Here is a 26,057-nt window from a genome sequence, read left to right as displayed (position 1 = left end):
ACAATCAGAGATGGATTTCCATTCCGTCAAATGCCAGGTGAATATTGTCCGGTAGTTTCCGTTCAACCTCGGCATGCAAGCCCATATCATGGCTCATATGTATGAAGTAAGTTTCCTTTGCCTGAATACGCCGCGCCACTGCCAACGCCTCTTCCAAATTCTGGTGGGTAGGATGCGGGGCAATCCGAAGTGCATTCACTATCAAAACATCTATTCCCGCTAATTGTTCAAAAGATTCTTCGGGCATGGTCAGCATGTCGGTGATATAGCCGAGTTGTCCGATGCGGTAACCCAGAATCGGCAGCCGGCCGTGCATCACACGCAGGGGAAGTATTTCCGTATGGTTAATGGAAAAGCGCTGCCCCGGTTCAATTTCCTGCAAAGGGATGTCGGGCACGCCGGGGTAACGATGGTCTACGAAACAGTAGGGCATGCGCAGGCGCAATGCTTTCGCCACATATTCCTCGGCATAGATGGGCACGGAACCGAAACGGCAGAAAGGGCGCAAATCGTCCAGCCCGCCGACGTGGTCGTAGTGTTCATGCGTTATGAGCACGCCGTCTATCCGCTCGTAAGGGAGATGCAATACTTGTTCCCGGAAATCGGGGCCGCAGTCTATCAGTATCCGCGCGTCGTCCGTTTCCACGATGGCGGATGCACGCAGGCGGTTATCTTTCGGGTCGACAGAAGTACAGACTGCGCATGTGCAGCCGATTTGGGGCACTCCCGTCGATGTTCCGCTTCCTATGATTCTTACTTTCATTTCTCGTTATCCTACAAAATTTACTTCAGGATGAATGTCTATGCCGAACTTCTCGCGAACCGAAGCCCGTACCGCGTCCGAAAGTGCTATTATATCACTCCCCTTCGCCCCGCCTTTGTTGACCAGCACAAGGGCTTGTTTATCGTGCACAGCCGCAGGCCCCAGGGATTTTCCTTTCCAGCCACACTGGTCTATCATCCATCCCGCAGGGATTTTCACCCGTCCGTCAGCCAGTTCGTAATAGGGTATCCGGGGATATTCCCGTTGCAGGTCTGCCAGTTTTTCTTTAGGGACGATGGGGTTCATAAAGAAGCTGCCGGCATTTCCCATGACCTTCGGGTCGGGCAACTTGCTTTCGCGGATATCAATGATTACTTTCCGGACTACCGGCAACGTCAGTTCAGGGTATTTGTCAAGTTCCTGGCGGATGGTTCCGTAGTCCAGTGTGTAATGCGCTTCTTTGCTAAGCCGGAAACATACGTGGGTGACAAAGACCGACTTATTCTCCGGACGTTTAAAGAGGCTATCGCGATAGGCATATTCACATTCTTCTACGGAGTAAACACGTTTTTCGCCCTGAATGTTCACTGTCTCCACGGCGGTTATGATGTCTTTCACTTCGACGCCATAGGCTCCGATGTTCTGTACGGCACTCGCTCCCACTTCACCGGGAATCAGGGAGAGATTTTCGGCTCCGTACCATCCGCGTTCCACGCAGTATGCCACAAAGTCATCCCATACAACGCCTGCGCCTACCCGCACGGATACAGAGCACGCATCTTCTTCCGTCACTTCGATTCCTTCGATGCGCGAATGAAGTATCAACCCGTCATAGTCTTTGGTAAACAGAAGGTTACTGCCGCCGCCTATATGCAAAAAAGGTGTCGTAACGGCACCTTGCGCAATCAGTTGTTGCAGTTCTTCTACTGAAGCATATTCTAAAAAACGGGCGGCACTGACATCAATGCCGAATGTATTGTAAGACAAAAGAGAGTACATCATCTATACTGTTTTAGGGTTATATACTTGTATCTTCAAACTTACACAGTTCCCATTCTCCGGCTTTCCGGCAGAAATAAAGAATGTTGGAGAAACCGTTGCCAATGCCTTTCAATGCCAGGATTTTTGTTGTGGAATTGTCGTCATTCCGTTGTCCGTAGTTAATATTGGAAAGGCGTTCGGAAGGAAGTTCAGGTTTGAAGGCAAACCACTGGTTGAGGTCGAGACTTGTCTCCAGGATGGAGAAGTCATCGTCCGGGTCACTGGTGACAAAAGCCAATGGCTCACGCACGCGCTGACTTTGAAAAACGCTATCAGTGGCAAAACGACCGAAGAACTCTACAAAATTCTCGTTGTCACTCTTCCCGATAGGGCGCAGATTGATTGCTTCCAGTATCCATGCCCCTTTGATACGCTCAAAATAATACCGCTTCATCATCCGGGTCTTGACGAATATCCATTCTACCTGTACGGATGTGAGTGAGGTGTCTCCTACCAAATCCATGTCTTCTTCTTTATCAAACAGGAGCGTATAATAATGCTGCTTGGTAAACAAGTCGTCATGCTTCCAGTACTTTTCGTCGATATTCGACTTTTCATCTCCTTTGTAGTAGGGCAAAGGAAATTTCACACGTTGACGCTGCAAAGCATCATCGGAAGCAAAATTGTAGATGAAATCGTCGAAAGATTCGTCAGCCTGTATAGGCTGCGGCTCTTCCGGCAATTCATCTCCATGGATAGAATCCGCCTGTTGGCGGATTGAATCCACTTCTTGGGTAATAGATGCGAAGGGGTCAATCTTGGTTTTCTTGTTACCACAAGAGCCCAACATGCAGAGCAATATGACCCCTGCAATTAGTTTTTTCATTATTTCAATTTCTCTCTTAACTTTTCAAGCATATCCACCGTCATGCTTTCCAAATTGTAGGCCGGCTTCCACCCCCACTCCTGGCGGGCACAGGTATCGTCCAGGCTATCAGGCCAACTGTCGGCTATGCGCTGCTTCAAGGGGTCTACGTCATAAACCATCTCGAACTGCGGCATATGCTTCTTGATTTCCTGATAAATCGTCTCCGGGTCGAAACTCATAGAGGCGATATTGAAAGCATTGCGGTGTATCAGTTTGGCCGGGTCGGCTTCCATCAGCGTAATGGCTGCGTTCAGCGCGTCCGGCATATACATCATATCCATCAGGGTGCCTTGTTTGATGGGGCACACGAATTTTTCTCCTTTCACTGCCGAATAATAAATGTCGACAGCATAGTCGGTGGTTCCGCCACCCGGAGGTGTCACGTTCGAGATAATGCCCGGGAAACGGACAGCACGGGTATCGACACCGTATTTGTTAAAATAGTAGTCACTCAGCAACTCTGTGGTTACTTTTGTGACTCCATACATGGTACGAGGACGCTGGATAGTATCCTGCGGTGTTTGTGTATGCGGCGTAGTCGCGCCGAAAGAACCGATAGAACTGGGGGTGAATACCGCGCAGCCTTGTTCGCGCGCCACTTCCAGTACATTCCATAATCCGTCGATGCCGATTTTCCATGCCAGTTTGGGCTTCGACTCCGCCACAACCGAAAGCAGGGCGGCAAGATTATAAATCGTATCAATCTGATACTCCTTTACCACAGAAGCAATCGCTTCTGCATCCGTCACGTCCGCAATAGCTGACGGCCCGGATTCTTTCAACTCTCCTTTAGGTTCTGCACCCGGGATGTAACCAGCTACTACATTTGCATTTCCGTAACGTTTACGTAGCTCCATCGTTAGTTCGGAGCCTATCTGTCCGGTGGCTCCAATAATCAAAATGTGTTTCATTTTTTCTTCGTACTTAAGTTAGTAAGCTAAATAGCGCACAAAGTAAGCACTTTTTTTTCAGATTTTAATCAAAAAGATATGGTTATTCCAAGAAAAATTGTGTCCTTTGTAATCGAACTTAATTACTCAAACACTATGTACGGTAAAATGAAAGAATTCCTCAGCCAGACATTGGCTGAAATCAAGGAAGCCGGGCTTTACAAAGAAGAACGACTGATCGAAAGTGCGCAGCAAGCTGCCATCACTGTTAAAGGCAAGGAAGTGCTGAACTTCTGCGCTAACAACTATCTGGGACTGTCCAATCACCCACGACTGATTAAGGCGTCACAGGAAATGATGAACCGACGCGGATACGGTATGTCGTCCGTTCGCTTCATCTGCGGAACACAAGATATACACAAGGAACTGGAAGCTGCTATCTCTGATTATTTTCAGACAGAAGATACAATCTTGTATGCTGCCTGTTTCGACGCGAACGGCGGTGTATTCGAACCGCTTTTCACTGACGAGGACGCTATCATCTCGGATTCTCTGAATCATGCTTCTATTATTGACGGTGTCCGTCTGTGCAAGGCGAAACGTTATCGGTATGCCAATGCCGACATGAAGGATTTGGAAAGATGTCTGCAAGAAGCGCAGGCGCAACGTTTCCGCATTGTCGTTACCGACGGTGTGTTCTCTATGGATGGCAACGTGGCTCCGATGGATCAGATTTGCGACCTCGCCGAGAAGTATGACGCGCTGGTTATGGTAGACGAGTCTCACTCTGCCGGCGTGGTGGGTGCTACGGGGCATGGAGTAAGCGAATTATATAAGACGCACGGACGTGTGGATATTTATACCGGTACGCTGGGCAAGGCTTTCGGCGGTGCGCTGGGTGGATTTACTACGGGACGTAAGGAGATTATTGATTTGCTGCGTCAACGTAGCCGCCCGTATTTGTTCTCTAATTCATTGGCACCGGGCATTATCGGTGCAAGTCTTGAGGTATTCAAGATGCTGAAGGAGAGCAATGCGCTGCATGACAAGCTCGTGGAGAATGTAAATTATTTCCGTGACAAGATGACGGCTGCCGGATTTGACATCAAGCCGACCCAAAGCGCTATCTGTGCCGTGATGCTGTATGACGCAAAGTTGTCGCAGATTTATGCTGCACGTATGCAGGAAGAGGGTATTTATGTGACGGGATTCTATTATCCGGTAGTTCCCAAAGACCAGGCTCGTATCCGTGTACAGATTTCCGCAGGACACGAGAAGGAACATCTCGACAAGTGTATAGCCGCCTTTATCAAAGTAGGTAAAGAGCTTGGCGTACTTAAACCGGCGTAGCGCCGGAGCAAGGTTTCCTTGCGGGATATACTTTCCAGGCACGGATTACACGGATTTCACGGTTCTCATGCATGGTCTTTTTATGACAAGAATCATTCTAAAACATATAATCCGTGAAATCTGTGTAATCCGTGCCTGAAATTCTTTTTATAAAACAGATTTTAGACCGCTATTTGACTATAAGAAAATGGAAGAACTGACTCTCACTACTCCTGCCCTGCTTTTCTCGGCAGTTTCTCTGATTTTACTGGCTTACACCAATCGTTTTTTATCGTATGCACAGCTCGTACGCCAACTGCGTGACCGCTATATGGAGAATCCTACGGATATCACCGTAGCGCAAATCGAAAACTTACGGAAACGGTTGAATCTCACCCGCACCATGCAAGGGTTGGGAATTGCAAGCCTGTTCCTCTGTGTGGTCAGCATGTTCTTTATTTATATCGGATTGCAACTGCTCTCCGCTTATGTGTTCGGGGTGGCTTTGCTTCTGCTTATCGCTTCTCTCGGCGTATCTTTCCGGGAAATACAGATTTCCACCCGCTCACTGGAGATTTACTTGGGAGCGATGGAGAAAAGACAAAAAAAGCTGTCAGAAAACACTTCCCGACAGCTCTGATTATATATATCTTTAAGATATTCTCAATCTATCATCAACGTTGTCCCAGTTGTGAGTCAACAAAGAAAATTCCGGTGTCACCAGCTTTCTTGATTTTATCAACAATTCCTTGCGCAGTAGCTTCTTCTTCTACCTGCTCGCGAACGAATCCCCATAGGAAATCCTGAGTTGCCTTATCTTTTTCAGCAGCAGCTACGTCAACCAATTTATCTACCAGGGCAGATACATGGCATTCATGTTTGTAAACGTGTTCAAACACTTCCAACGGAGTTCCCCAACCGTTAGGCACAACGTCTATTTTGTCAACAGTTGCGGTTCCACCACGTTTGATGATATAATCGGCCATAGCGTAAGCATGTTCCAGTTCTTCGTGGGATTGTTTCTTCATCCAATGCGCAAATCCACTGAAACCTTCTTTCTCAAAGTAGAAAGACATTGCCAGATACAGATTAGCAGACCACATTTCGGCTGTAATCTGTTCATTGATTGCTTTTTGTAATTTTTCTGAAATCATAATCGTATTTATTATTAAGTTGTTAATGTAGTTTCTTTTTGAACTCATTACAAAAATAACAAGATTTCAGTAAGAATTGTTCCACGTCCTCTGCATTTTTAAATTACATTCACACTTTGGACGTGGCTACTCATTTTTTAATTACACCAAATCATCGGAAGTATAGCCTTTCGGCAGTTCACGGCAGTTGTAGCCGGATGCCATGATTTCACCGTATGCACCTGCTGAACGAAGGGCTATCAGGTCGCCACGCTTCACTTTGTTCAGGTCTATCGCCTTTCCGAAAACATCGGACGATTCGCAGATAGGGCCTACTACATCATAAGCTTCTACCGGTTCTTCGGATGTAATATTTTCCATTTTATGGTAGGCCTGGTAGAGGGCGGGGCGGATCAGGTCGGTCATACCGGCATCGAGGATGGCGAATTTCTTCTTCGCTCCTTGTTTCACATACAGTACTTTGGATATCAATGTACCACACTGGCCAACGACTGCGCGTCCTAATTCAAAATGCAGCGTCTGGTAGGGACGCAGTTTCAGTTGTCCGGCGTAGGTGGAGAAGTACTCTTTGAAGTTCGGGATGGGCTGACGGTTGGGGTGTCCGTAATCAATGCCGAGCCCACCGCCCACATTGATATGTTCCACTAAAATCCGTCGGGCTTCCAGTTTATCCTGTAGTTCGTTGACACGGTTGCAGAGGGCGACAAAGTCACCCATATCGAGAATCTGCGAACCGATATGGAAGTGGAGTCCGATGAACTTGATATTCTTCATTTCGAGAGCTACGTCAATCACTTTGTCCATATCCTGCATGCTGATGCCGAATTTGTTTTCAGCCAGTCCGGTGGTGATGTTGGCATGAGTATGCGCACCTACATCGGGGTTGATACGGAAGGCGACGTTGGCTATCTTGTTTTGTGCGGCAGCCAGTTCGTTGATGACTTCCAGTTCGGGGATGGATTCTACATTGAAGCAGAAGATGCCATACTCCAGGCCGAGGTTGATTTCCCAGTCGGCTTTGCCTACTCCGGCGAAAACAACTTTGTTTGCAGGGAATCCGGCACGGATAGCCGCACGGATTTCTCCGCCGCTCACGCAGTCGGCTCCCATTCCACTCTCGCGGATGATGGTCAGTACTTTCGGGTTGGCATTGGCCTTGACAGCGTAATGCACTGAATAATTAGGATATTTGGCAACCTCGTGGTTGATAGCCGACAATGTATCACGCAGCACCTTGGTATCGTAGTAATAGAAAGGGGTCTGCAAAGTGCGGAACTTATCGATTGGAAATATTCCTTTCATAATTCGAAAAACTTGTTTAGTTAGTTAAAAAAGAGCGCTTTTATCAGGTTGGTAAAAGCGCTCGTGTTATTTGTGGAATTATTTGTTGTTGAAAAGCATGTCGCTCAGCGACTGTAATGCTGTCTTCTTGTCACATTCCCTGATGAGGAAGGAGATGTTGTAGTTGCTTCCACCGAAAGAAATCATTCGCACCGGTATGTCGCGCATCGCATCGAGCGCTTTTGCTTCGAAACCGACGTTTTCCCACTCCAGGTCGCCTACAACGCAGATAATACACATATCTTTGTCAATGGTCACTGTTCCGTATTTCTTCAGGTCATCAAGGATTTCGTTCAGATGCTTGGTGTTGTCTATCGTAACGGATACACCTACTTCTGACGTACAAATCATGTCGATGGAAGTCTGGTAGCTTTCGAAGATTTCGAATACCTTACGCAGGAAACCATGAGCCAGTAACATACGGCTGGATTTGATTTTGATAGCTGTAATGTTTTCTTTGGCGGCTACTGCTTTGATTTTGCCTTTTTCCGTATCGTTGGAAATCAATGTGCCGGGAGCTTCCGGATCCATGGTGTTCAACAGGCGTACGGGGATGTTGGCGTATTTGGCAGGCTGGATACAAGTCGGGTGCAGGATCTTTGCGCCAAAGTAAGCCAGCTCGGCTGCTTCTTCAAAGTGAAGCTGACGAACCGGAGCTGTCTTGTCGACAACACGCGGGTCGTTGTTGTGCATACCATCGATATCTGTCCAAATCTGGATTTCGGAAGCGTTTACGGCTGCTCCGATCAGGGAAGCGGTGTAATCGCTGCCACCACGTTGCAGGTTGTCTATCTCACCGTAAGCGTTGCGGCAGATGAAACCTTGTGTGATGTAGATGTCCATATCCGGATAGAGGTCGAGCTGTGCTTGCAACTTCTCCTTAATATATACAGGATCCGGCTCTGCGTTCTTGTCAGTACGCATGAATTCCAAAGCCGGAAGCAATACGGACTTCGCACCACATTCCTGCAGGTAGAAGTTTACCATAGCCGTAGAAATGAGCTCGCCCTGTGCCAGAACCACTTTCTCTTCGAACAGAGTGAAAAGGTCTTTCGTGTAGGAACGGATGTAGTCGAAGTGAGACTTGATGACTTCAAGACCTTTCTGTTTATATTCCTGGGTTGCGAAAAGTTCATCAACGTGCTGTTTATATTTAGATTCCAGCTTATTGATAATCTCGTTGGCACCCTCCGGATTCTTCTTATACAGATAGTCCGAAATTTCCACCAATGTGTTTGTCGTACCTGACATAGCTGAAAGGACAACAATCTTCTGTTCACCATCGGTAATCAATTTGGCTACTTCCTTCATGCGTTGAGCAGAACCTACGGAAGTTCCTCCAAACTTTAAAACTTTCATTTTCGTTACTGTTTTAGTTATCTATATTTAAATCTATTTCTATTGTTCTCTGACGGGGCATGTATTCGTCGGTGACATCTACAATCTGATGGTCGGCGCAACGGTATACTCTGCCGGGGTAGTCTTTCAGCAATTGCAGGTTGTGGGTCGTCATCACTACGGATGAGCCGGATTCACAGATATTGTGCAGCAACTCTACAATGGATTTTCCTGTTTCTACGTCCAGGTTTCCGGTCGGTTCATCCGCCAGGATGATAGCCGGGGAGTTGAGTACGGCACGTGCAATCACAATGCGTTGCTGTTCGCCGCCGGAAAGTTCGTTGGGCAGTTTATAGCCTTTGTTGGACATTCCTACCAGGTCGAGCACTTCTTCAATACGCTCCTTTATCTCTTGTTTGTTTTTCCAGCCTGTGGCGCGGAGCACGAACTCGAGGTTATTGTAAACGGTGCGGTCTGTCAGCAACTGGAAATCTTGAAACACAATGCCTAGTTTCCGGCGCAGTTGAGGGATATGCTTGCGTTTGATGGAACGCATATTATAGCCCAGTACTTCTGCTTCACCGTCCATTACGTCCAGTTCGCCATAGAAAGTTTTGAGCAGGCTCGTTTTGCCGGAGCCTACTTTTCCTATCAGGTAGACGAACTCGCCTTTGTGCAGTTCAAGATTGACATCATTCAGCACACAGAGTTCCTGTTGGTGGATTTCTACGTTCTTATATTGTATCAACGCCTCGTCGCCCATGCTGACTTTTATTTTTAATCTTTAATTTCTAATTGAATCAATGTCTCTTCCATGTACTGCTATGTCTTTCCTGCAATTCGCGTGCAAGGTCTTCGATGCGATAGCCTTTTGAAGTGAGTAATACAATCATGTGGTAAATCAGGTCGGCTCCTTCGTAAATCAGGCGGTCGTCTGTTCCGTTGGTTGCTTCGATGACTGTCTCTACCGCTTCTTCGCCTACTTTCTGCGCCATTTTATTGACACCGGATTTAAACAGACTGGTTGTGTAGGAGCCTTCGGGCATTTCTTCGTGACGTTTGTCGATGAAGTCCTGCAATGCTTTCAGGAACATGACCGGTTCTTCGTTCTTCTCGCCCCAGCAAGTGTCTGTACCTGTGTGACATACCGGCCCTACCGGATTCACTTGTATCAATAATGTATCATTATCGCAATCGGCTTTGATAGAAACTACGTGAAGGAAGTTACCACTCTCCTCACCTTTCGTCCACAAACGGTTCTTGGTGCGGCTGAAGAAAGTCACTTTTCCCGTTTCTACCGTTTTATCATATGCTTCCTTATTCATGAAGCCCAACATCAGGACTTTACGTGTTTCGTCGTCCTGTATGATAGCCGGAACAAGTCCGTTCATTTTATCGAAATCCAATTCCATTTTATCTAATATCTTAATTTACTATTTACGCATTACAATACCTTCGCCGCAAAGATACGATTTTAAATCGGGAATTTTGATTTCTCCGAAATGAAAAACGCTGGCTGCCAACGCCGCATCTGCCTTTCCTTGCAAAAACACGTCGCGGAAGTGTTCTTTACAACCTGCTCCGCCAGAAGCGATGACTGGAATAGAGAGCTGGTCAGCGAGTGAAGCAAGGGCTTCGTTCGCATAGCCGGTCTTTACGCCATCATGATTCATGCTCGTGAACAGGATTTCACCTGCACCACGTTCCTGGGCTTCTCTTGTCCATGACATCAGTTCTTTATCGGTTTCGATGCGACCACCGTTGAGGTAGCATTTCCATCCGTGGTCTGTTTGCTTGGCATCTACTGCCAGCACGCAGACTTGGGAACCGAAATTCTTGGCGATTTCATCAATCAGTTGCGGATTACGGATAGCGGAAGAGTTGATTGAAATCTTATCTGCTCCGGCATTCAGCAAACGGTCTACATCGCTCAATTCGTTGATTCCGCCACCTACGGTAAATGGGATGTTGATATTTGCCGCAATCCGCTTGACCAGTTCGGTAAAGGTCTTGCGTCCTTCGTGGCTTGCAGTTATATCGAGGAAAACAAGTTCATCTGCTCCTTGTTCACTATAAGCCCGCCCCAGCTCTACCGGGTCACCGGCCTGGCGCAAATTAACGAAGTTCGTTCCTTTTACGGTTTGTCCGTCTTTAATGTCAAGACAAGGGATAATTCTTTTTGCTAACACAATCCTATTTTATTTACTATTTGACAATTTAAACTTGTGCTTTGAACGGGGATGCCGTTGTATGGTTGACGGCTTACAGAAAGATTCGTAAATCTTTCAATGTGATATGTCCTTCGTACAACGCTTTGCCAAAGATGACTCCGGGGATACCGGCTTCGTCCAGGGCGATAATATCATCTATCTTGCTCACTCCGCCACTGGCCATCAGATAGAGGTCGGGAAATTTGGCAAGCATTTCCTTATATAAATCAATGGAAGGGCCGCTCAACATTCCGTCACAACTAATGTCCGTGCAGATTACTTTCCGTATTCCTTTCGTCATATAGTCTTCGAGGAAGGGGAATAGTTCACAGGCACTCTCGTCTTTCCAGCCATTGACGGCTATCTTATGGTCTTTGACGTCTGCTCCCAGAATTATCTTTTCACTGCCGTATATTTCCAGCCAATGAGTAAACAGTGCGGGGTCTTTCACAGCAATGCTGCCGCCTGTCACCATCTGCGCGCCGCTTTCAAAGGCTATCTTTAAGTCTTCGTCGCTTTTTACTCCACCACCGAAGTCTATCACGAGCGAAGTATGTGTAGCAATTTGTTCCAACACACGATAGTTGACTACATGGTGAGAAGCAGCACCATCCAAGTCGACCACATGAAGTCTGCGAACGCCGTTCGCTTCGAACTCCTTGGCAACTTCTACCGGATTCTCGTTGTATACCTTCTTACTATCGTAGTCTCCCTGGGAAAGGCGTACGCACTTTCCGTCAATAATATCGATGGCCGGAATAATTTCTATCATTTGGTATTTCAAGATATTTGGTTATACAATTCTTTCGCTTGTCAGCACCGTTTCATCCGCCGGAAAAGTTTATTATAAACTACGAACGAGTTTATTATAAATTATGGTGGAGTTTATTATAAACGGCAACATAGTTTATTATAGGTTCAGGAAATTCGTCAGAATCTTCTCTCCTGTCTTGCCACTCTTTTCCGGATGGAACTGGGTAGCGTAAAAATTATCTTTGTGCAACGCTGCGCTGAACGGATGAATGTAATCGGTCGTAGCGGCAGTAAATTCACAAGTCGGAACATAGAAACTATGCACGAAGTAGACAAATTCTTCTTCGGTGAATCCTTCGAAGAGTTTGCTATTCGTATCTACGATGGTATTCCAACCCATATGCGGTACTTTATCTTCATGTTTCTGTGGAACAAAACGTTTCACGTCTACATCGAAGATATTAAAACAGTCCACTCCCCCTTCTTCGGAATAACGGCACATTAATTGCATACCGAGACAGATTCCGAATACAGGCTGCCGCAGGTTCTTTATCAATTCGTCCAGTCCTGTCGCCTTCAAGTGGTTCATGGTAGTTTCCGCCTCTCCCACTCCGGGGAAAATTACTTTATCTGCCGATTGGAGTTCTTCTTTATCAGCAGTAATCACCGCTTCCACCCCCAACCGCTTCAAAGCATAATCCACAGAACGGATATTGCCGGCATTATATTTTACGACTGCTACTTTCATTAGCTGAATATTACTGTTTTATTTTTATAAGCCAAGACTTTGCGTTCAATGTGCTTCTGTACCGCACGGGAAAGAACGATTTTTTCAAGGTCTTTTCCTTTATTTACCAGGTCTTCAATGGCATCTTTATGGGTGATGCGTACTACGTCCTGTTCGATGATTGGGCCTGCATCCAACTCTGTTGTCACGTAATGGCTGGTCGCTCCGATAATCTTCACACCTCTTTGGAAGGCTGCATGGTAAGGTTTCGCCCCTACGAACGCAGGAAGGAAAGAGTGATGGATATTGATTATCTTATTCGGATAAGCATTAATCATCTGTTCGGAGATTACTTGCATATAGCGTGCCAGTACGATAAATGTAATCTTATGTTTGGCAAGCAGTTCCATTTCTTTGCGTTCCTGTTCTTCTTTTGTCTCTTTTGTAATAGGAAACAGATAGAAAGGGATACCGAAACGTTCGGCCACGTGCTGCAAATCGGGATGATTACTTATAATAAGAGGTATCTCCACATTCCATTCGCCTGCAGTGTAACGAGCCAACATATCGAAAAGACAATGAGATAGTTTGGAAACGAAAATAGCCATACGCGGTTTCACATCCGAGAAATAAAGTCGGAAATCCATTTCATACTTTTGACCGTAGAGTGTCCTGAAATAATCTTCAATCTTTTCCTGGGGAACTAAGAAGTCTTTCAATTCCCATTCAATACGCATGAAGAATATGTTCTCCACATGGTCTACATATTGATCCAAATAGATAATATTTCCTTTGTTTACCGTAATAAAGTCTGTCACTTCCGCAAGGATTCCCGGTTTGTCGGGACAGTGCAATAACAGTTTGGCTGTTGTCATCATTCTTTTTACTGATTTACGATTCCGGGGGAGGAATATTCTCCACCTCCCTAATTTTAGTCCGCAAAAATAACGATTTATTGCAAAATTACGAATTATTCAAGCAGAAAGTTGATATAAAAACGGTGATTTCTTACAGATAGAAAGATATTGAGAGTTATTTCCTATGGAAAGAATGACAAACTTTAGGATAGTGACGCTATCACCTTCGGATAGTGACGCTATCCTATCGTGATGGCGTCACTATGACAACCGGATAGCGTCACTATCCGAAGAGAAGAAAAAACAATATTTTTTTTCATTACAAAAGTACTCAAAATGAGACACTAAGCCTTTTTTCCGTTTTTTCTTGAAAAAATCTTTTCTCAAAACGCTTGCAGATTTACAAAAAACAACTACCTTTGCACCCGCAATCGAGAGAGATGCGAATTGACAAATTGAAATTCTGGTGCGTTAGTTCAGTTGGTTAGAATACATGCCTGTCACGCATGGGGTCACGGGTTCGAGTCCCGTACGCACCGCTTCTTTCATTAAGAAGCAGAGAGAATAGAAATGAGTTAATCCAATTAAAATTTGGTGCGTTAGTTCAGTTGGTTAGAATACATGCCTGTCACGCATGGGGTCACGGGTTCGAGTCCCCGTACGCACCGCAATAAATCCTTATTATAAGGTAGTTACAAAAGGACACCCGAAAAGTACCATTAATGGCTTTTTCGAGTGTTTTTTATTATCTTTTCCGCCAAAACGTTCTGTCAACTCCTACTTTTCAAAGGTAAATATAATATGTATTTATAAAAATGGATTCATCCCGCAACCCTGCTTGTGAGAAACGGCTTCCTCCATGTGTACAATACCATACCACCAGTTCGGAAAATCCCTGCTTCTCAGCTTCCCTTATGTACCATGAGTCTACCCTACGATAAAGCTTTCCGACTTGAAATTACTATAAAACCTACCGGAAGTTGCCGTAAATTTCAACACACAATAGTCGGGGTCGGTGACTCCTTCGGGATAATACATTGTATCACCTTCCTGCCATATCATCTCTTTACTGGCACTGTCTGTCAACACTTCCATTGTGCCGCGCAACATTACTCCCCGAAAGAAGCGGTTATCACAAAAGTAAATACAGGCATGATTGTTCTCCCGGTATTGCCCAACACGCATTGACGAAGTATTCGTTGTCAGATAAATCGTTTTTATCCCTTCCCTTTTCCGGGGTTGCAACATAGCTTTAATATTGGGAAATCCTTCGCTGTCTATGGAACCGATAAAGGCTGTTTTCTGCTTGTCAATCATGTTTCCTACCGTTTTTTCTGCGTCTCTCATCATTTAATAATTTAATCGGTTATTATTTGATGCAAAAGTAAGGATATTGAGTAGAGCTGGTGCAATAAAAAGAAAGGGAGAAATAGTACTTTTTACGGTTTATACTTTTTCCGGTAGAGTAACGGCGTTTCTCCCGTATGTTGCCGGAAGCAGCGGATAAAATAAGAAACCGTCGAGAAATGAAGTTCAAACGCAATATCCGATATCGGAGCATCTGTATAAGCAAGCAACCTTTTAGCTTCATCTATCACTTTATTCTGAATGTATTGCTTTGCACTAAGCCCCATTGCCGAAGTTATGATTTCATTCAGGTAATTGGGAGTGATGCAAAGTTTTTCCGCATAAAACCGAACAGAATGTTGTTCCTTCAAATGAGTTCCAACCAAATGGATGAATCTGTCTATATGAGTATTATTGATTTCTTTATCTGTGGTGATTTCCTCGTTTGAAATCGCCTTCTGATAAGCCCGTTCCAACAGCATCAGAACTTCATAAAGCAATGCCCTCAAAACATGTACATCATTATCATTCTGTTTGTAAGAGTCAATCTCCGTTTTAATATTGTGCAAGACTTGAAGGACACGCATATAAAGTTCGTCCGGAAGACGCAGTTTGGCTGATATCTTTTCCGGTTTGAAAAATGCAAGATGCCGGACAAACATAGAATCGCTAAAGAGGGAAGACAAAAACTCATCCTCAAAAATCAAAGCATATCCGTTTGTTATGTGATGCGTATCCCAGTTCCGAATTTCCCCCGCTTTAGAGAAAAACACATCTTGGGGGAAAGCCTCATAGCTACGGTTGTCAATTGAAAAACTCCCCTCTCCTTCCGTTATAAAAGTAATGTCATAATAAGTCAGCGTATGGACGGAACTTTCAGCCAGGAACTTCTTCACATATTTCAGCTCTACGACATCCATCAAAAGTTCACTGCCATACTTATTTTTATGGAAAGTATATCGGGGAATCGAGTTCTTCATTATAGAGTACAAAAATAATATTCCTTATCAAATAATCCAAGGCTTTTTCACTTTAGAAATAAATGAAAACAACAATAGACTATTTGATAAGGAATATCTTTAAAAGTATAAATAACTAAACGCTTTCTTATTTCTGGCTTCCCGCCAAATACCCCAAGCTTGTCACATCAGCCCCCAAATAATGAGTAATATACTTCAGAGGTACTCTGTATAAACAGCTCTTTCACTTCTTTTTCTTCCACCTGATACTCAAAATAGAGTTTCTTCAAATAAGCTTCCATACAAATTGATTTTAGTTAATATATGTCACTTAGAAAATACTTAATTCGATATAGCAGGCATTACAGTGCCTTTCGAGTACATTCTCTTTTGGTTATATCGCAAATACCAAATACAAATCAACAACGAAACCACCGTCGACAAGGGCGGAGCAAAACCCATGAGAAACAACGAGGAACTGTCTATCTGACTAAACCAGTACGACAACGGAATACGGAACAGGAAGGTTGCTATCAGACTGTGAATCATCGGGAACAATGAGTTTCCCTGTCCGCTGAAGTAAGAATTGATGCAGAACACAAAACTTACAATGATACAGTCGATACTATACCCCCGCAAATACTCCGCCGCCATTGCCACTACCGCCGCATCTTTGGAAAAGAATGCGGTAAGCGTCTCCGGCAGTAATTGGGAATACACACAAACCGATACACCGAAAACAAGAGCAATCCCAATGCCCGAAGCCAGGCATTTGTTCATGCGCTGTATCAGTCCCGCACCGTAATTCTGCGCCGTCATGGTTGCCACCGCCGATGATATCGCCATTGGCGGTAGCATTGCAAAGACGATTATTTTTTCCACAACACCCAAAGACGCCGACGCAATAACCCCCATTTGATTGACAATGACCGTTATAATCAAGAATGAGACATTGATTAACGCGTCCTGCAATGCAATGGGTGCTCCCAACACCATAATCTTTTTGGATAAGTTCTTGTTAAGCCGGATATCCTTCCGTGCAAACTCGAAATGGAATCCATGCCGGTATAAGAACCAAAGCGAGATGACAAAACTCACTCCCTGTGCCGTTATGGTAGCCAATGCAGCTCCCGTAGCCCCCAAATGGAAATAGCCGACCAAGATAAAGTCGAGGACAATATTAATCACACACGCCAGTCCTACAAAATAAAGCGGCGTTTTAGAGTCGCCCAGTCCACGCAGGATACCACACACTACGTTATACCCAATAATGAATAAAATACCTGCCGAACATACCAGAATATAACTTTTCGTATCAGCCATTGCTTCCGCAGGCGTATGCATCAGTTCGGCTATCTGCCCGTGAAACACGACCATGACCAAAGTCAGCAAAACACCTACGATTGAAAACAGCCATACGGAAGAACCGATTGTAGACGCCACTTTCCTATTATCCTTTGCTCCGGTAGCAATAGCAATCAATACGGTTGTCCCCGTCGTAATACCAAGGATGATACCTGTAATCGTCTGCATCACCTGGCTGCCGATAGCCACAGCCGCCACACTGGCAGAATCATCATATTGCCCCACTACAAACAAGTCCGCCCCGCCATAAAGTGCCTGAAGTACATTGGCAATAAGGAAAGGTACTGCAAATTGCAGCAATACTTTCGGAACGCTCCCTTGTGTCAAATTCAACTCTTTCATAGTTTCTTCGATACTTTACCTCTTATCTTAAATTGTTACAATAAAAAAATAGTACCGGACAAGCGAATGATTTGCACCATTCATCTTATCCAGCACTATAATTATCTATTATAGCACCCTCCGATGAGGATTTTTATGCCTGTCCCTATTTTCGGGCTGCAAATATGGGCTTTGTTTTCATAACTACCAAATTATAGCTGTACTTTATTTTTTCAGGATACAATCGGGTATCAATGTGATACCAATTTCAACCCGATAATGGAGCAAATCAGTGTGAAGATAAAGAACAACCGTCCTACACTTGCAGGTTCTTTAAAGAAGAAAATGCCGATTAATACCGTGCCTGCCGCACCGATGCCTGTCCATATCACATAAGCCGTACCGACCGGCAACGTCTTGGTCACCTTTATCAGAAGCAGCATACTCACGCATAAGGATACCAAGAGTACGAATGACCACACATATTTCTCCATTCCGAATACCCTGTTTATCTTTCCCAGACAGAAAGTAAACACCAGCTCAAGGCAACCTGCCAAAATCAAAAGAATCCAATTCATAACATCTTTTTTATTTGCAAAGGTCATGAATTTCCGGCAGCCTCTATTTTACATTTGTAAAAAAGGGATTTTACATTTGATAAAAAATCATCTTATCTTCGCCCTGATTCTGCTTAGGCTAACTTGGGAGATTCCTAAATAGGAAGAAATAATTCCTAATGGTACACGTTGAAGTATGTCCGGGTAATCAGCAATCAAATCCTGATACCGTTCCAATGAGGTCTTGAACTGCCGCGATATAAAGAGTTGTTCTGATTTGATGCACTCCCTTTCGGCAAACTTCCGTCCCCAGTTGGCTATATGTATGTCTGCCAGATAGAGGTCGTGCAGTTTATCGACACTCAATTCATACAGCACACTGTCTTCCAGTAGTTCTATATTCTCATATCCCGCCTGATTATTATAAAGGGTCTGCAAAGGAAAAATAGCGTCGCCCTCTTTTCCGAACCAGAATGTCACTTTCTTGTCCGATTTATAGGTATATGCATGCAACATTCCTTTTTTCATCAGATAGAACTTGGAACTTTTACGGTTTGCCAGAAACAGATGAAAACCTTTAGGATAGGTTACTTCCGTTGCTTTATTCAACAGGGCTTCCTTGGATGCAAGCGGCAGTTTGTAGATATTATCAATGATGTCATAAATGTCTATATCCATAGGTTCTTTATTTCGATGCGTTTTTTAGATAACGTAGGCTGCGAAAATAATCACTTTAAATTGATATACAATAACTTTATCCGTTTTTCTATTTCCGGAAACGGAAGAAAGCAGGCAGGCGGTCGGGATTCAACGTGTAGCGGGCATGTTCTTTCAAAAACGGTTCGGAATTCATCACTGCACAAGAATGGGGCACTGCCGACATCATTTCCCAATCTTTCTGCGAGTTGCCGACAATCAATACTTGCTCCAGAGGGAAAGCTAAAACTTTACATATATGGAGCACTCCTTTCTTTTTGCCGGCTTCTTTATGTACAACTGTGATAAGGGGTGGTTTATAAAATACCTGATAAGGTTTTGCTTTTAACTGGGAAAGAATGTTCTCCCTCTGTTCTTTCTCATAAACCAGCATGCTATACTTATAGACTTGGCCTTCATAGCTATACGCCGTTATCTTTGCGGATTCCCCGTTTACATCCGGTAGTAATTCAACCGGTAAACATCGGTTCTGCCCGTCATACAACAATAATCCACCGTCTGCAAATGCTCCACCTTTGAACAGGCTAAAAAGAGTCTTTCCTAATTTTCTCCGTGCCTGTTCCATAGATAAAGAAGTAGCCAGATATAATGGGACAGATTGCGCCATATATCGTAAGGTATTAGCATAACTTTCCGGGACTTTCCCTTGTACATCGGTCAATGTTCCGTCCACATCAAAAAAAACGGCAGTAATCAAGGACTTATCCGGTATCCGCCAAAATGTACCTTTGCCCAGTATGTCATGCAAAGGATGATTAGTCAAATTACTGAAAGCAATGTAACAATCACAAACTTTCCTCTGACAAGGAAGCGAGGTATCCAACTTTTGATTCTGACCCGTTTTTTGACTCTGATAAAGATTGCCTATCTTCACCTTACTTCTAGGACAGGCAAAGATATCCCCTTTCCAGTCAATGAAACAAGCACTTCTTCCCCCTGAACAATTCTCCCATTGAGCCGGAGCGTTTCGCAAATCATACTTGAAAAGATTATCCAATTGAGTGAAAAAACGAATATCTTCATCGCTCAACGGGGACTTTAGTCCCTGCATGGCATTAATAAACAGATAAATATCCGGCATGAGAGCATCTCGCAAATCAGCAAGTGTATTTTTTACCGACGGATTGCCGACAGCTCCGGCACAGACTTGTATTGCTGCATTATGGAGCGTATGAAGTTGCCGGACAAATTTCTCTACCGAAGTCATTTCCGGGTGAAAGCTAGCCCAAATCTTTATCTTACCTCTCAATGCCGGAGTTGCCCGGAGTTCATCCAGCCATTCGTCGGCAGGAAAAGAAAGATTAGTCTGACAGGAAATTCCGGCAACTTGCGGCAATGCCGCAAGCTGCATTATTCCTTCCCTGTAATACCGATGTATGAGTGCTTCCCCATAGGGAATGATAAATAGTTGCAAAGACTCTCCTTTCCATTGCTCAATAGCGGTAATAAATCGGTTCCATGCCTGTTTGTCCTGCGTCGTAGATGTAGGATGAGACTTCTTGCCGAAGGGACAATAAGAACAAGTGTAATTACAACTATTCAATTTGCCCCGATAGTAAATACGTCGGACGGAAAGTAACGAGCCTTCATTTTCCATTGTCATTTCATTCTAATTTCACTCAATTTTCATTCAGTAAGAATAAGTCTCCATTAGTTGTCTGATTCCCAAGGGGATAAATAACTGACCGATATAATCGGAATAACCCAGTCCTTCGGAAGTCAGCCGGATACATTCGGGAGTTTCCTCTATCCAGTGCTGTTCCGCCAGTTCGCGAAATAACGGAATCCTGTCAAGCGATTCTCCAAAACGCCGGGTATATTCAGCTTTGTCAATCCCCGTATAATACATCAGATTCTTGATGATAAAACGCTGCTGTTGTTCTTTTGCGGAAAGGATAAATCCGTTCCGGGCTACGGTGAAGTCAGTGGTTGCCATATATTCGTCTATCTCGCGGGCAATGCATTGCTGACAGACAGTATATCGGGTGGCATAGTGTAAATCACCCAAATAGCTGCGTCCGCCCGACCCGCACGAAAGCATTACTTCGTCGCCACATGAGACTTCCGCGTCAGTGGACGGATGATGAATAAAACGCCGCATGGATGTTTGCAGAAAGCCTTTTGCTTGCAATAACTCGCAGGCAGCGCGATACATTCGGAAACAGACATCATCCGGTTCCCGTTCGGTAATACCCGTACCTTGACGCACATATAGCGGATAAATAAACAGTTCGTTCGGCTGGAACCGGAGCGCTTTTTCCAATGAATAGAGGAAACTTTCGACAGTTTGTCCTTTGATTCCATAAATCAGGTCAATATTAAAATATGGAAAGTCCATTTTCTGAATAGCGTTAAGCGCCTGGCAGATAGAATCCTGTCGGGGACGTCTTTTCAAAGCTATCAGTTCTTTATCCTGGAAACTTTGTATACCAATACTTACACGAGCTACGCCTGCCTGTTTTAATAAATTCAAACGAGCCGTATCAGCATATTCGGGTGACGTTTCTATAGAAGTGAAAGCATTGGACGGATGCACGCCAAATAATGCGGCAGTATCCAAAAGAAACTCCAGTTGGGGAACAGTGAGAAGTAATGGCGTACCACCACCGATAGCAAAACTGTCCAATGTCAGTCCGGCAGTGAGTGGCGCCAATTGTTGTGCCTGCCTACGAAGCGTATTCAAATAAGCCGTGATATATTCCCCACGATTCGTTTGCAGAGAAAACAGATTGCAGTAGCCACATTTATGACTGCAAAAAGGAATATGAAAATAAAGAGACGCATTTCTCCCTTCCACTTGTTCCAGATAAGGAAACAGCGAAACCGGAGACGAAAAAGGACGATAAGCAGTTTTATGTGGATAGCTATACATATAATCTACATATCGTGATAACGGTTGATTCATTTTTTCGGTAAGATAAAGTGTTTGTAAGGGACTGTGTAAACTGTTTCGTGGGAGATACAATGATATTCATATCCATCCTCGCCATAACAAGTGCCGTGGTCGGAAAGGGCAATCGTCAGCGTATCAGCCCGCTTCTGAAAAGCTTCAAACAAACGGGGCAACTGGCCGTCTATATATTGCAGTGCAGCGGCATGCGATTCTTTGTCATCCTTCACTTTACCGTTCACGTAATGACAGTTCGGGTAATGGATGGCAGAGAAGTTGATATACATAAAAATCCGTTTGTCCGCAGGATAGTTTTCAAGTTTCCTGAGCGCAAAGTCTATCTGAGTTTCCGTACTGTCAATGGCAGTGCAGCCAAAGGTAGGCAACCAATAACTTTTTGTAAAATAGCCGGGGAATACACGTCCCAGTTCATTGCGTTTACTAAAGAAATTCACGCCGCCTATGCAAATCGTTTCATATCCGATATTGGCAAGGCTCTGCACAAATGTAGCTTCCGTAAAGGGGTAGCTTCCTTTGGGCGGGATACGTCCTGTCCCTGCCTGCACAGGGAAAAACAACCATTTACGGCTTCGCAGCAAATGAGGTTCCGCCGGAGAAGGCAGAAACCCGGCAAAGATGGCAAAGTGGGATGGATACGTGAAATTTCCCGGAGCGTGCCGCTTTTCCCATTCTCCGCCGTGACTGTTCAGCACAGGCGTTCGTCCGGCAGCTTCTTCTTCCTTACTGACATCATAGCGTAAAGTATCAAAGCAAAGCATCAGTATATCATGAGTACCCACCACCTGATTCATATCCAAATCCGGATATTGATTCTGTTCTCCAGCCGGTAGTTCATCTATTTGCATGATTATAGTTCTTTTTTATAGTTCTTATTTGTTGGGTATATATAGAATTACGGTCGAACATATCCTGGTAAACATGATCGCCTTGCCCGTTGACTTCTATTATATAAGGTGTATCTGTTCCTCTTTCTATCAGTACGTCTACTCCGGCATATTGCAAATCCAACGTCCGGACGGCTTCCCGGCACTGATAAAAGACCTGTTGTCGCACTTCTTCCGATAAGGACAATTCGCTCCACAGACGTGCGTTGTTGTTCAGATGCAGATTGGTAATGCTTCCTTTACTGCATCTCACTACTATATAATCTATTTCAGCTTCCCGGCACACTACCCGAAGGTCATAATTCTCTCCCTGCAACTGTTCTTTAGGAATCCATTCTTCCAATATGGCTTCCGTTTGTATCACAGCTTCCGCCAACGGGACAATCTCTTTTTCCGTACTCAAACGATGAATCCGTTTGGTATTATGAATCACTCCGTCCACTTGTTGCAGCGTAGTATAAACCACCCATTTCTTCCGGCCGGGCTGATAGCGGACAGCCATAATGCCACCCGCTCCCGAACCATAACGGGGTTTCAGAAAACATCCCCTGCTACAACCGGCAAGAAGTTGCCGCAATTCATCGAAAGACTGTGGAGAAGGTAACATCGGAGTCACTTTCAGCCCCCTATCCGATAGTACCCGTTTGGTTTCCCGCTTATCGAGAGCACGCAATAATGCATGGGGAGTATTCAAAAAATGCACATCACCAGATAGTCTTATCCCACCCAGACGTCTTAATGTCTCCTTATATTCCTGATTTGACAAAGCATATTTCAGAAAATCAGTTTCACTGCTTACCCAAGGCTCCAGTTTGATAACTGCCTGCCGCAGCAACGGCAAGCAGTTAAAAAGTTCTTCGTAAGTCATAAAACGAATCTCTGTCTGCAAGTGTCTGCCTACTTCGACAAAGTATTCGACACGTTTGGACAGAGAGTTGCTGACAACGATTATCTGCATTCTCCTTACTCTGTAATCATCGGATAATAGTATACTTCGTCATCATCCTCGTCCGCATCCTGAGTATCGGAAACATCTATCTTCATAGGAAGAGCCTGCAATTTCTTCTTCATGTCCTTACTCAGGTAATTATAGCTCATATCAATAAATTTCAGATGAGAAATCTTATCCAAATTATCCAGTAAGAGTTGAGCGCCTTCATCTTTAAGAGTACCGGCAGAAATATCCATGGTTTCCAATTGGGGAAGAATATCCGATTGCAGGAACATCTCTACAATATTGTCCTGTTCTTCGGAGTTGACAAGCCCCAAATAAGTTAGTTTCGGGAAACGTTCTTTGGAGAATAACGGGCGGAATATCTCTAAATCGCCCTCGAATCCATAATCTTCGACACCTACATACAGAATCAACTTTTCCAGATTAGGAAAATCGGAAGCTATGATATCTTCCACTACTTCGGAAGGAAGACCACCACTGATAATTTCCAGTGAACGCAATTCCGGACGTGAGGTCTGTCCCAGGCGCAGGTTATTCGTTCCTTTTATCTTCAAGTCCTTTAATTTAGGCATGGCATCGAGCAACGGACTAAGGTCTGTCTGCTCAATCCAGGAAACTTCTTGTTCTTCCTGATCAATATCCCCCCAAAACAGTCCTTCTATTTGCGCAAACTTATCTTTATGTTCGAGCATTCCTTCCAGTAATTCCGAGCAATCCTCACACTCGTAATTCCAGCAACCGATAGTAATCTGTTTATAGTCAGACAGGTGCTTGTCTTTCAAAATCTTATCCAAAAGATTAACACCATTATCATATTCATCGTAGCTTAGCGCAAATTTCTTGGCTTCCACTTTCATTTCGCGTGCTGTTTCTTCCGCTGTCTCCACATAGCCTTTCTTTGTCTTTTCAGCTATCAGCTTATTGGCAGCTTTTTCGGCTTCTTCGGTAGTTGCGAAGTTCTTCACTTGTGTTTGTCCGTCAGTTCCCAGTTTACCATAATTTACAGTAACGTCTGTCCCGACTACATCTATACTCCAAAATTTCTGCGATTTAAAGTCTTGAAATACGAATACTCTCTTCATAATACAGTTTTTAATGGTTGATATTTGCACGTTCAGTTTTGAACCTGCATGAACAATGTCTGCAAAAATAGCCATTTTATGTTATGTACAAAGAAATCGCATGCTAAACTTTCATGTAATTCAGGAAGAATTTATTCACAATTATACAACAAGGGCTGCCCTTAGAAAGAGCAGCCCCCATTATTCTATCTTAATATATCTACTTAATCTTCAATAGTACATATACTTACACGGTTCCAATCCGGTTCGGTGAACATATCGCCTACACCCTGCCCTTCAGCGGTAATACGAGAGGCACTGATTCTGTATTTATTGACTAAGATAGTCTTGACAGCTTCAGCACGTGCAGCAGCAATTCTTGCATTGACTTCCACACTACCTTCAGGAGAAGCATATCCCTTAATCACAACTTTCGTTTCAGGATATTTCTTCATATAAGAAGCTACGCGTTCCACGTTAGGAAGCTGTGAAGCGTCAACAGATGAACGGCCTTGTCTGAAAGTAATGATAGATTCAGGTACACGGGCAGTTTTTACTACTGTTTCAACAGGAACTACTTTTGTGCGACATTCTTCCAAGTCTTTCTGTAATCCGTTGATTTGTTGGTTGGCAGTGTTCAATTCACCATCCTTATTGTTCACTTCGGAACGAAGAGCATTGATTGAAGAATTCAAACCGTCGATTTCCGACTGATTGTAAACTCTCACTTTAGCAAAGTGGTGTGTTCCGTTACTTGTCTTGAAGTGGTAAGTCAATCCGGCTGTCAATTCAAAAGCTGCATTATTAGCGTTGAAACGGCTCTTCGCTTCGTTATAATCACCTTGCATATCATATACGATAGCAGGTTTGATTCCCAATGTCCACGCTTTTGATTCACCGAGATTGAAATTGAAATTCAATCCGAAGCGGGTAGACCATGAATTTTCGTCACCGTCACCATTTACATAATAATGTAACCATCCCATTCCGGCTACTGCCTCTACCTCAAACAAACGAGGCTGCCCTTGATAACTTGCAAACAGGTTCATCAAATTTACCTTACCCAATAAGCTGACATCCGAAGCATCGAAAGCCGTTTTACTCTGGGTGGTATTGATATATCCCATTCCCTGAAATCCCAAACCGAAGATAGGAGTCAATTGTTTCGAGAATCCAACTCCGAAAGCGGGACGCATACTCTTAAAGAAAGCGCTGTGAGTGAGAGGAGTGATTGCTCCTGCATTTACTTCAACAGACCAGTTGTCTGTAAACTTTGTACCTTCTACTACTGATTGGGCATTTGCAGTAAATGCGCCCAATACAAAAGCTAATAAAATAATAGATTTCTTCATAATCATTTTTTTTTAAACTGTAATGTTTTGCATGCTAAACCATTAGAAATGTTTTTATGTGTTCCATGCCTAACTTTTTAGTTCATAATTAAGTTTGTTATTCACACTAAACAACATATCGTATAAAAAATTAGTTCATACGCCTATAGGGTAATTAACAACTATTCACTTAGCCAACCCGCCATACGGCTTCTAGCATAGAAATAATAGAAAAACAACCCTATCCAACTGGTAAGAAGAATCAGTACAATAGCCAATAACTTCTTTTCCCAGGGTGCATAAAGGCGTCCTATTTCCAAAGCCGCCTTAATAGTGAGCACCAAGCCCACTACCCAAATTACAAATCCAACCATAACA

General features: G+C 44.1%; 27 protein-coding genes, 2 tRNA genes and 1 pseudogene. 4 read left to right on the top strand and 26 right to left on the bottom strand.

The window, feature by feature from the left end; all coding sequences use genetic code 11:
• Positions 1 to 4 precede the first annotated feature (4 nt).
• From AB5443_RS10385 to AB5443_RS10370, 4 genes are read right to left on the bottom strand one after another with little or no spacing between them, the layout of a single operon-like run.
• Complete coding sequence (locus AB5443_RS10385) at positions 5 to 763, bottom strand: MBL fold metallo-hydrolase (RefSeq protein WP_277135334.1); 759 nt, start codon at positions 761 to 763, stop codon at positions 5 to 7.
• Between the two features lie 6 nt (positions 764 to 769).
• Positions 770 to 1,762 (bottom strand): UDP-N-acetylmuramate dehydrogenase, encoded by a 993-nt coding sequence (gene murB / locus AB5443_RS10380; RefSeq protein WP_277135342.1) that lies wholly within the window; start codon positions 1,760 to 1,762, stop codon positions 770 to 772.
• 19 nt (positions 1,763 to 1,781) lie between these two features.
• Positions 1,782 to 2,630, bottom strand: coding sequence for a DUF4348 domain-containing protein (locus AB5443_RS10375; RefSeq protein ID WP_277135335.1), 849 nt, complete (start codon positions 2,628 to 2,630; stop codon positions 1,782 to 1,784).
• Positions 2,630 to 3,583, bottom strand: a complete 954-nt coding sequence (locus tag AB5443_RS10370; RefSeq protein WP_277135336.1) for an NAD-dependent epimerase/dehydratase family protein — start codon at positions 3,581 to 3,583, stop codon at positions 2,630 to 2,632. Before AB5443_RS10370 ends, AB5443_RS10375 begins: the two co-directional genes overlap by 1 nt.
• 135 nt (positions 3,584 to 3,718) lie before the next feature.
• Between AB5443_RS10370 and kbl the strand changes: the two genes are divergently transcribed.
• A complete protein-coding gene (gene kbl / locus AB5443_RS10365; RefSeq protein WP_277135337.1) occupies positions 3,719 to 4,912 on the top strand; it encodes a glycine C-acetyltransferase in 1,194 nt (397 codons plus the stop codon).
• A gap of 187 nt (positions 4,913 to 5,099) precedes the next feature.
• Positions 5,100 to 5,531, top strand: coding sequence for a DUF2721 domain-containing protein (locus AB5443_RS10360; RefSeq protein ID WP_022138585.1), 432 nt, complete (start codon positions 5,100 to 5,102; stop codon positions 5,529 to 5,531).
• A 34-nt stretch (positions 5,532 to 5,565) separates the two neighbouring features.
• On the opposite strand, the gene AB5443_RS10355 is transcribed toward AB5443_RS10360, so the two are convergent.
• The 9 genes from AB5443_RS10355 to purU all read right to left on the bottom strand — a co-directional run bounded on the left by AB5443_RS10355 (position 5,566) and on the right by purU (position 13,292).
• A complete protein-coding gene (locus AB5443_RS10355; RefSeq protein ID WP_022138586.1) occupies positions 5,566 to 6,045 on the bottom strand; it encodes a ferritin in 480 nt (159 codons plus the stop codon).
• 141 nt (positions 6,046 to 6,186) lie between these two features.
• On the bottom strand, positions 6,187 to 7,347 hold the full coding sequence (lysA, locus tag AB5443_RS10350) for a diaminopimelate decarboxylase (protein WP_022138587.1): 1,161 nt from the start codon (positions 7,345 to 7,347) through the stop codon (positions 6,187 to 6,189).
• A 78-nt stretch (positions 7,348 to 7,425) separates the two neighbouring features.
• Entirely contained in the window at positions 7,426 to 8,745 is a 1,320-nt protein-coding gene (locus AB5443_RS10345) for an aspartate kinase (RefSeq protein WP_044653154.1), read from the bottom strand.
• 13 nt (positions 8,746 to 8,758) lie between these two features.
• Positions 8,759 to 9,487, bottom strand: coding sequence for a cell division ATP-binding protein FtsE (locus AB5443_RS10340; protein ID WP_277135338.1), 729 nt, complete (start codon positions 9,485 to 9,487; stop codon positions 8,759 to 8,761).
• A 37-nt stretch (positions 9,488 to 9,524) separates the two neighbouring features.
• Positions 9,525 to 10,136, bottom strand: coding sequence for a bifunctional phosphoribosyl-AMP cyclohydrolase/phosphoribosyl-ATP diphosphatase HisIE (gene hisIE / locus AB5443_RS10335; protein WP_022138590.1), 612 nt, complete (start codon positions 10,134 to 10,136; stop codon positions 9,525 to 9,527).
• A gap of 21 nt (positions 10,137 to 10,157) precedes the next feature.
• A complete protein-coding gene (gene hisF, locus AB5443_RS10330) occupies positions 10,158 to 10,913 on the bottom strand; it encodes an imidazole glycerol phosphate synthase subunit HisF (RefSeq protein WP_022138591.1) in 756 nt (251 codons plus the stop codon).
• A 73-nt stretch (positions 10,914 to 10,986) separates the two neighbouring features.
• Positions 10,987 to 11,706: a 1-(5-phosphoribosyl)-5-[(5-phosphoribosylamino)methylideneamino]imidazole-4-carboxamide isomerase gene (hisA, locus tag AB5443_RS10325; protein ID WP_277135339.1), complete on the bottom strand. Its 720-nt coding sequence runs from the start codon at positions 11,704 to 11,706 to the stop codon at positions 10,987 to 10,989.
• A gap of 138 nt (positions 11,707 to 11,844) precedes the next feature.
• A complete protein-coding gene (gene hisH, locus AB5443_RS10320; protein ID WP_044653158.1) occupies positions 11,845 to 12,435 on the bottom strand; it encodes an imidazole glycerol phosphate synthase subunit HisH in 591 nt (196 codons plus the stop codon).
• A complete protein-coding gene (gene purU, locus AB5443_RS10315; protein ID WP_004297049.1) occupies positions 12,435 to 13,292 on the bottom strand; it encodes a formyltetrahydrofolate deformylase in 858 nt (285 codons plus the stop codon). Before purU ends, hisH begins: the two co-directional genes overlap by 1 nt.
• A gap of 444 nt (positions 13,293 to 13,736) precedes the next feature.
• On the opposite strand from purU, the gene AB5443_RS10310 reads away from it, so the two are divergent.
• Positions 13,737 to 13,810, top strand: a tRNA-Asp gene (locus tag AB5443_RS10310).
• A 54-nt stretch (positions 13,811 to 13,864) separates the two neighbouring features.
• Positions 13,865 to 13,939, top strand: a tRNA-Asp gene (locus AB5443_RS10305).
• A gap of 259 nt (positions 13,940 to 14,198) precedes the next feature.
• Here the strand turns inward: AB5443_RS10305 and AB5443_RS10300 are convergent.
• The 13 genes and pseudogenes from AB5443_RS10300 to AB5443_RS10240 form a co-directional block, all read right to left on the bottom strand.
• Positions 14,199 to 14,621, bottom strand: coding sequence for a pyridoxamine 5'-phosphate oxidase family protein (locus tag AB5443_RS10300; RefSeq protein ID WP_073342916.1), 423 nt, complete (start codon positions 14,619 to 14,621; stop codon positions 14,199 to 14,201).
• An 89-nt stretch (positions 14,622 to 14,710) separates the two neighbouring features.
• Positions 14,711 to 15,598: an AraC family transcriptional regulator gene (locus AB5443_RS10295; RefSeq protein WP_277133530.1), complete on the bottom strand. Its 888-nt coding sequence runs from the start codon at positions 15,596 to 15,598 to the stop codon at positions 14,711 to 14,713.
• A gap of 127 nt (positions 15,599 to 15,725) precedes the next feature.
• Positions 15,726 to 15,818 (bottom strand): annotated as a pseudogene (locus tag AB5443_RS10290) (Crp/Fnr family transcriptional regulator); the annotation flags it as partial.
• Between the two features lie 101 nt (positions 15,819 to 15,919).
• Entirely contained in the window at positions 15,920 to 17,284 is a 1,365-nt protein-coding gene (locus AB5443_RS10285; protein WP_073342919.1) for an MATE family efflux transporter, read from the bottom strand.
• Positions 17,285 to 17,514: 230 nt separating this feature from the next.
• Positions 17,515 to 17,841 carry a multidrug efflux SMR transporter gene (locus tag AB5443_RS10280; RefSeq protein WP_073343516.1) on the bottom strand — a complete coding sequence of 109 codons (327 nt, stop codon included), beginning with the start codon at positions 17,839 to 17,841 and terminating at the stop codon, positions 17,515 to 17,517.
• Between the two features lie 87 nt (positions 17,842 to 17,928).
• A complete protein-coding gene (locus tag AB5443_RS10275) occupies positions 17,929 to 18,492 on the bottom strand; it encodes a Crp/Fnr family transcriptional regulator (protein WP_073343519.1) in 564 nt (187 codons plus the stop codon).
• Between the two features lie 94 nt (positions 18,493 to 18,586).
• Positions 18,587 to 20,134, bottom strand: coding sequence for an STM4011 family radical SAM protein (locus tag AB5443_RS10270; protein ID WP_073343522.1), 1,548 nt, complete (start codon positions 20,132 to 20,134; stop codon positions 18,587 to 18,589).
• Positions 20,135 to 20,167: 33 nt separating this feature from the next.
• Positions 20,168 to 21,442 (bottom strand): STM4012 family radical SAM protein, encoded by a 1,275-nt coding sequence (locus tag AB5443_RS10265; protein WP_277133533.1) that lies wholly within the window; start codon positions 21,440 to 21,442, stop codon positions 20,168 to 20,170.
• Positions 21,439 to 22,293, bottom strand: coding sequence for an STM4013/SEN3800 family hydrolase (locus tag AB5443_RS10260; RefSeq protein ID WP_044654063.1), 855 nt, complete (start codon positions 22,291 to 22,293; stop codon positions 21,439 to 21,441). The genes AB5443_RS10265 and AB5443_RS10260 overlap by 4 nt, the downstream gene beginning before the upstream one ends.
• On the bottom strand, positions 22,280 to 23,290 hold the full coding sequence (locus AB5443_RS10255) for an STM4014 family protein (RefSeq protein ID WP_022138608.1): 1,011 nt from the start codon (positions 23,288 to 23,290) through the stop codon (positions 22,280 to 22,282). The genes AB5443_RS10260 and AB5443_RS10255 overlap by 14 nt, the downstream gene beginning before the upstream one ends.
• 5 nt (positions 23,291 to 23,295) lie before the next feature.
• Positions 23,296 to 24,369 (bottom strand): STM4015 family protein, encoded by a 1,074-nt coding sequence (locus tag AB5443_RS10250; protein WP_022138609.1) that lies wholly within the window; start codon positions 24,367 to 24,369, stop codon positions 23,296 to 23,298.
• Positions 24,370 to 24,572: 203 nt separating this feature from the next.
• Positions 24,573 to 25,706 carry an OmpA family protein gene (locus AB5443_RS10245; protein WP_368113981.1) on the bottom strand — a complete coding sequence of 378 codons (1,134 nt, stop codon included), beginning with the start codon at positions 25,704 to 25,706 and terminating at the stop codon, positions 24,573 to 24,575.
• Between the two features lie 155 nt (positions 25,707 to 25,861).
• On the bottom strand, positions 25,862 to 26,053 hold the full coding sequence (locus tag AB5443_RS10240) for a hypothetical protein (RefSeq protein ID WP_022138611.1): 192 nt from the start codon (positions 26,051 to 26,053) through the stop codon (positions 25,862 to 25,864).
• Between the last annotated feature and the right edge of the window lie 4 nt (positions 26,054 to 26,057).

Source organism: Bacteroides sp. RTP21281st1_H5_RTP21281_210402 (assembly GCF_040918965.1).
Lineage (GTDB): Bacteria > Bacteroidota > Bacteroidia > Bacteroidales > Bacteroidaceae > Bacteroides > Bacteroides congonensis.
The sequence above is the reverse complement of the archived record's forward strand: the minus strand, read 5'-3'. Positions and strand labels throughout refer to the sequence as shown.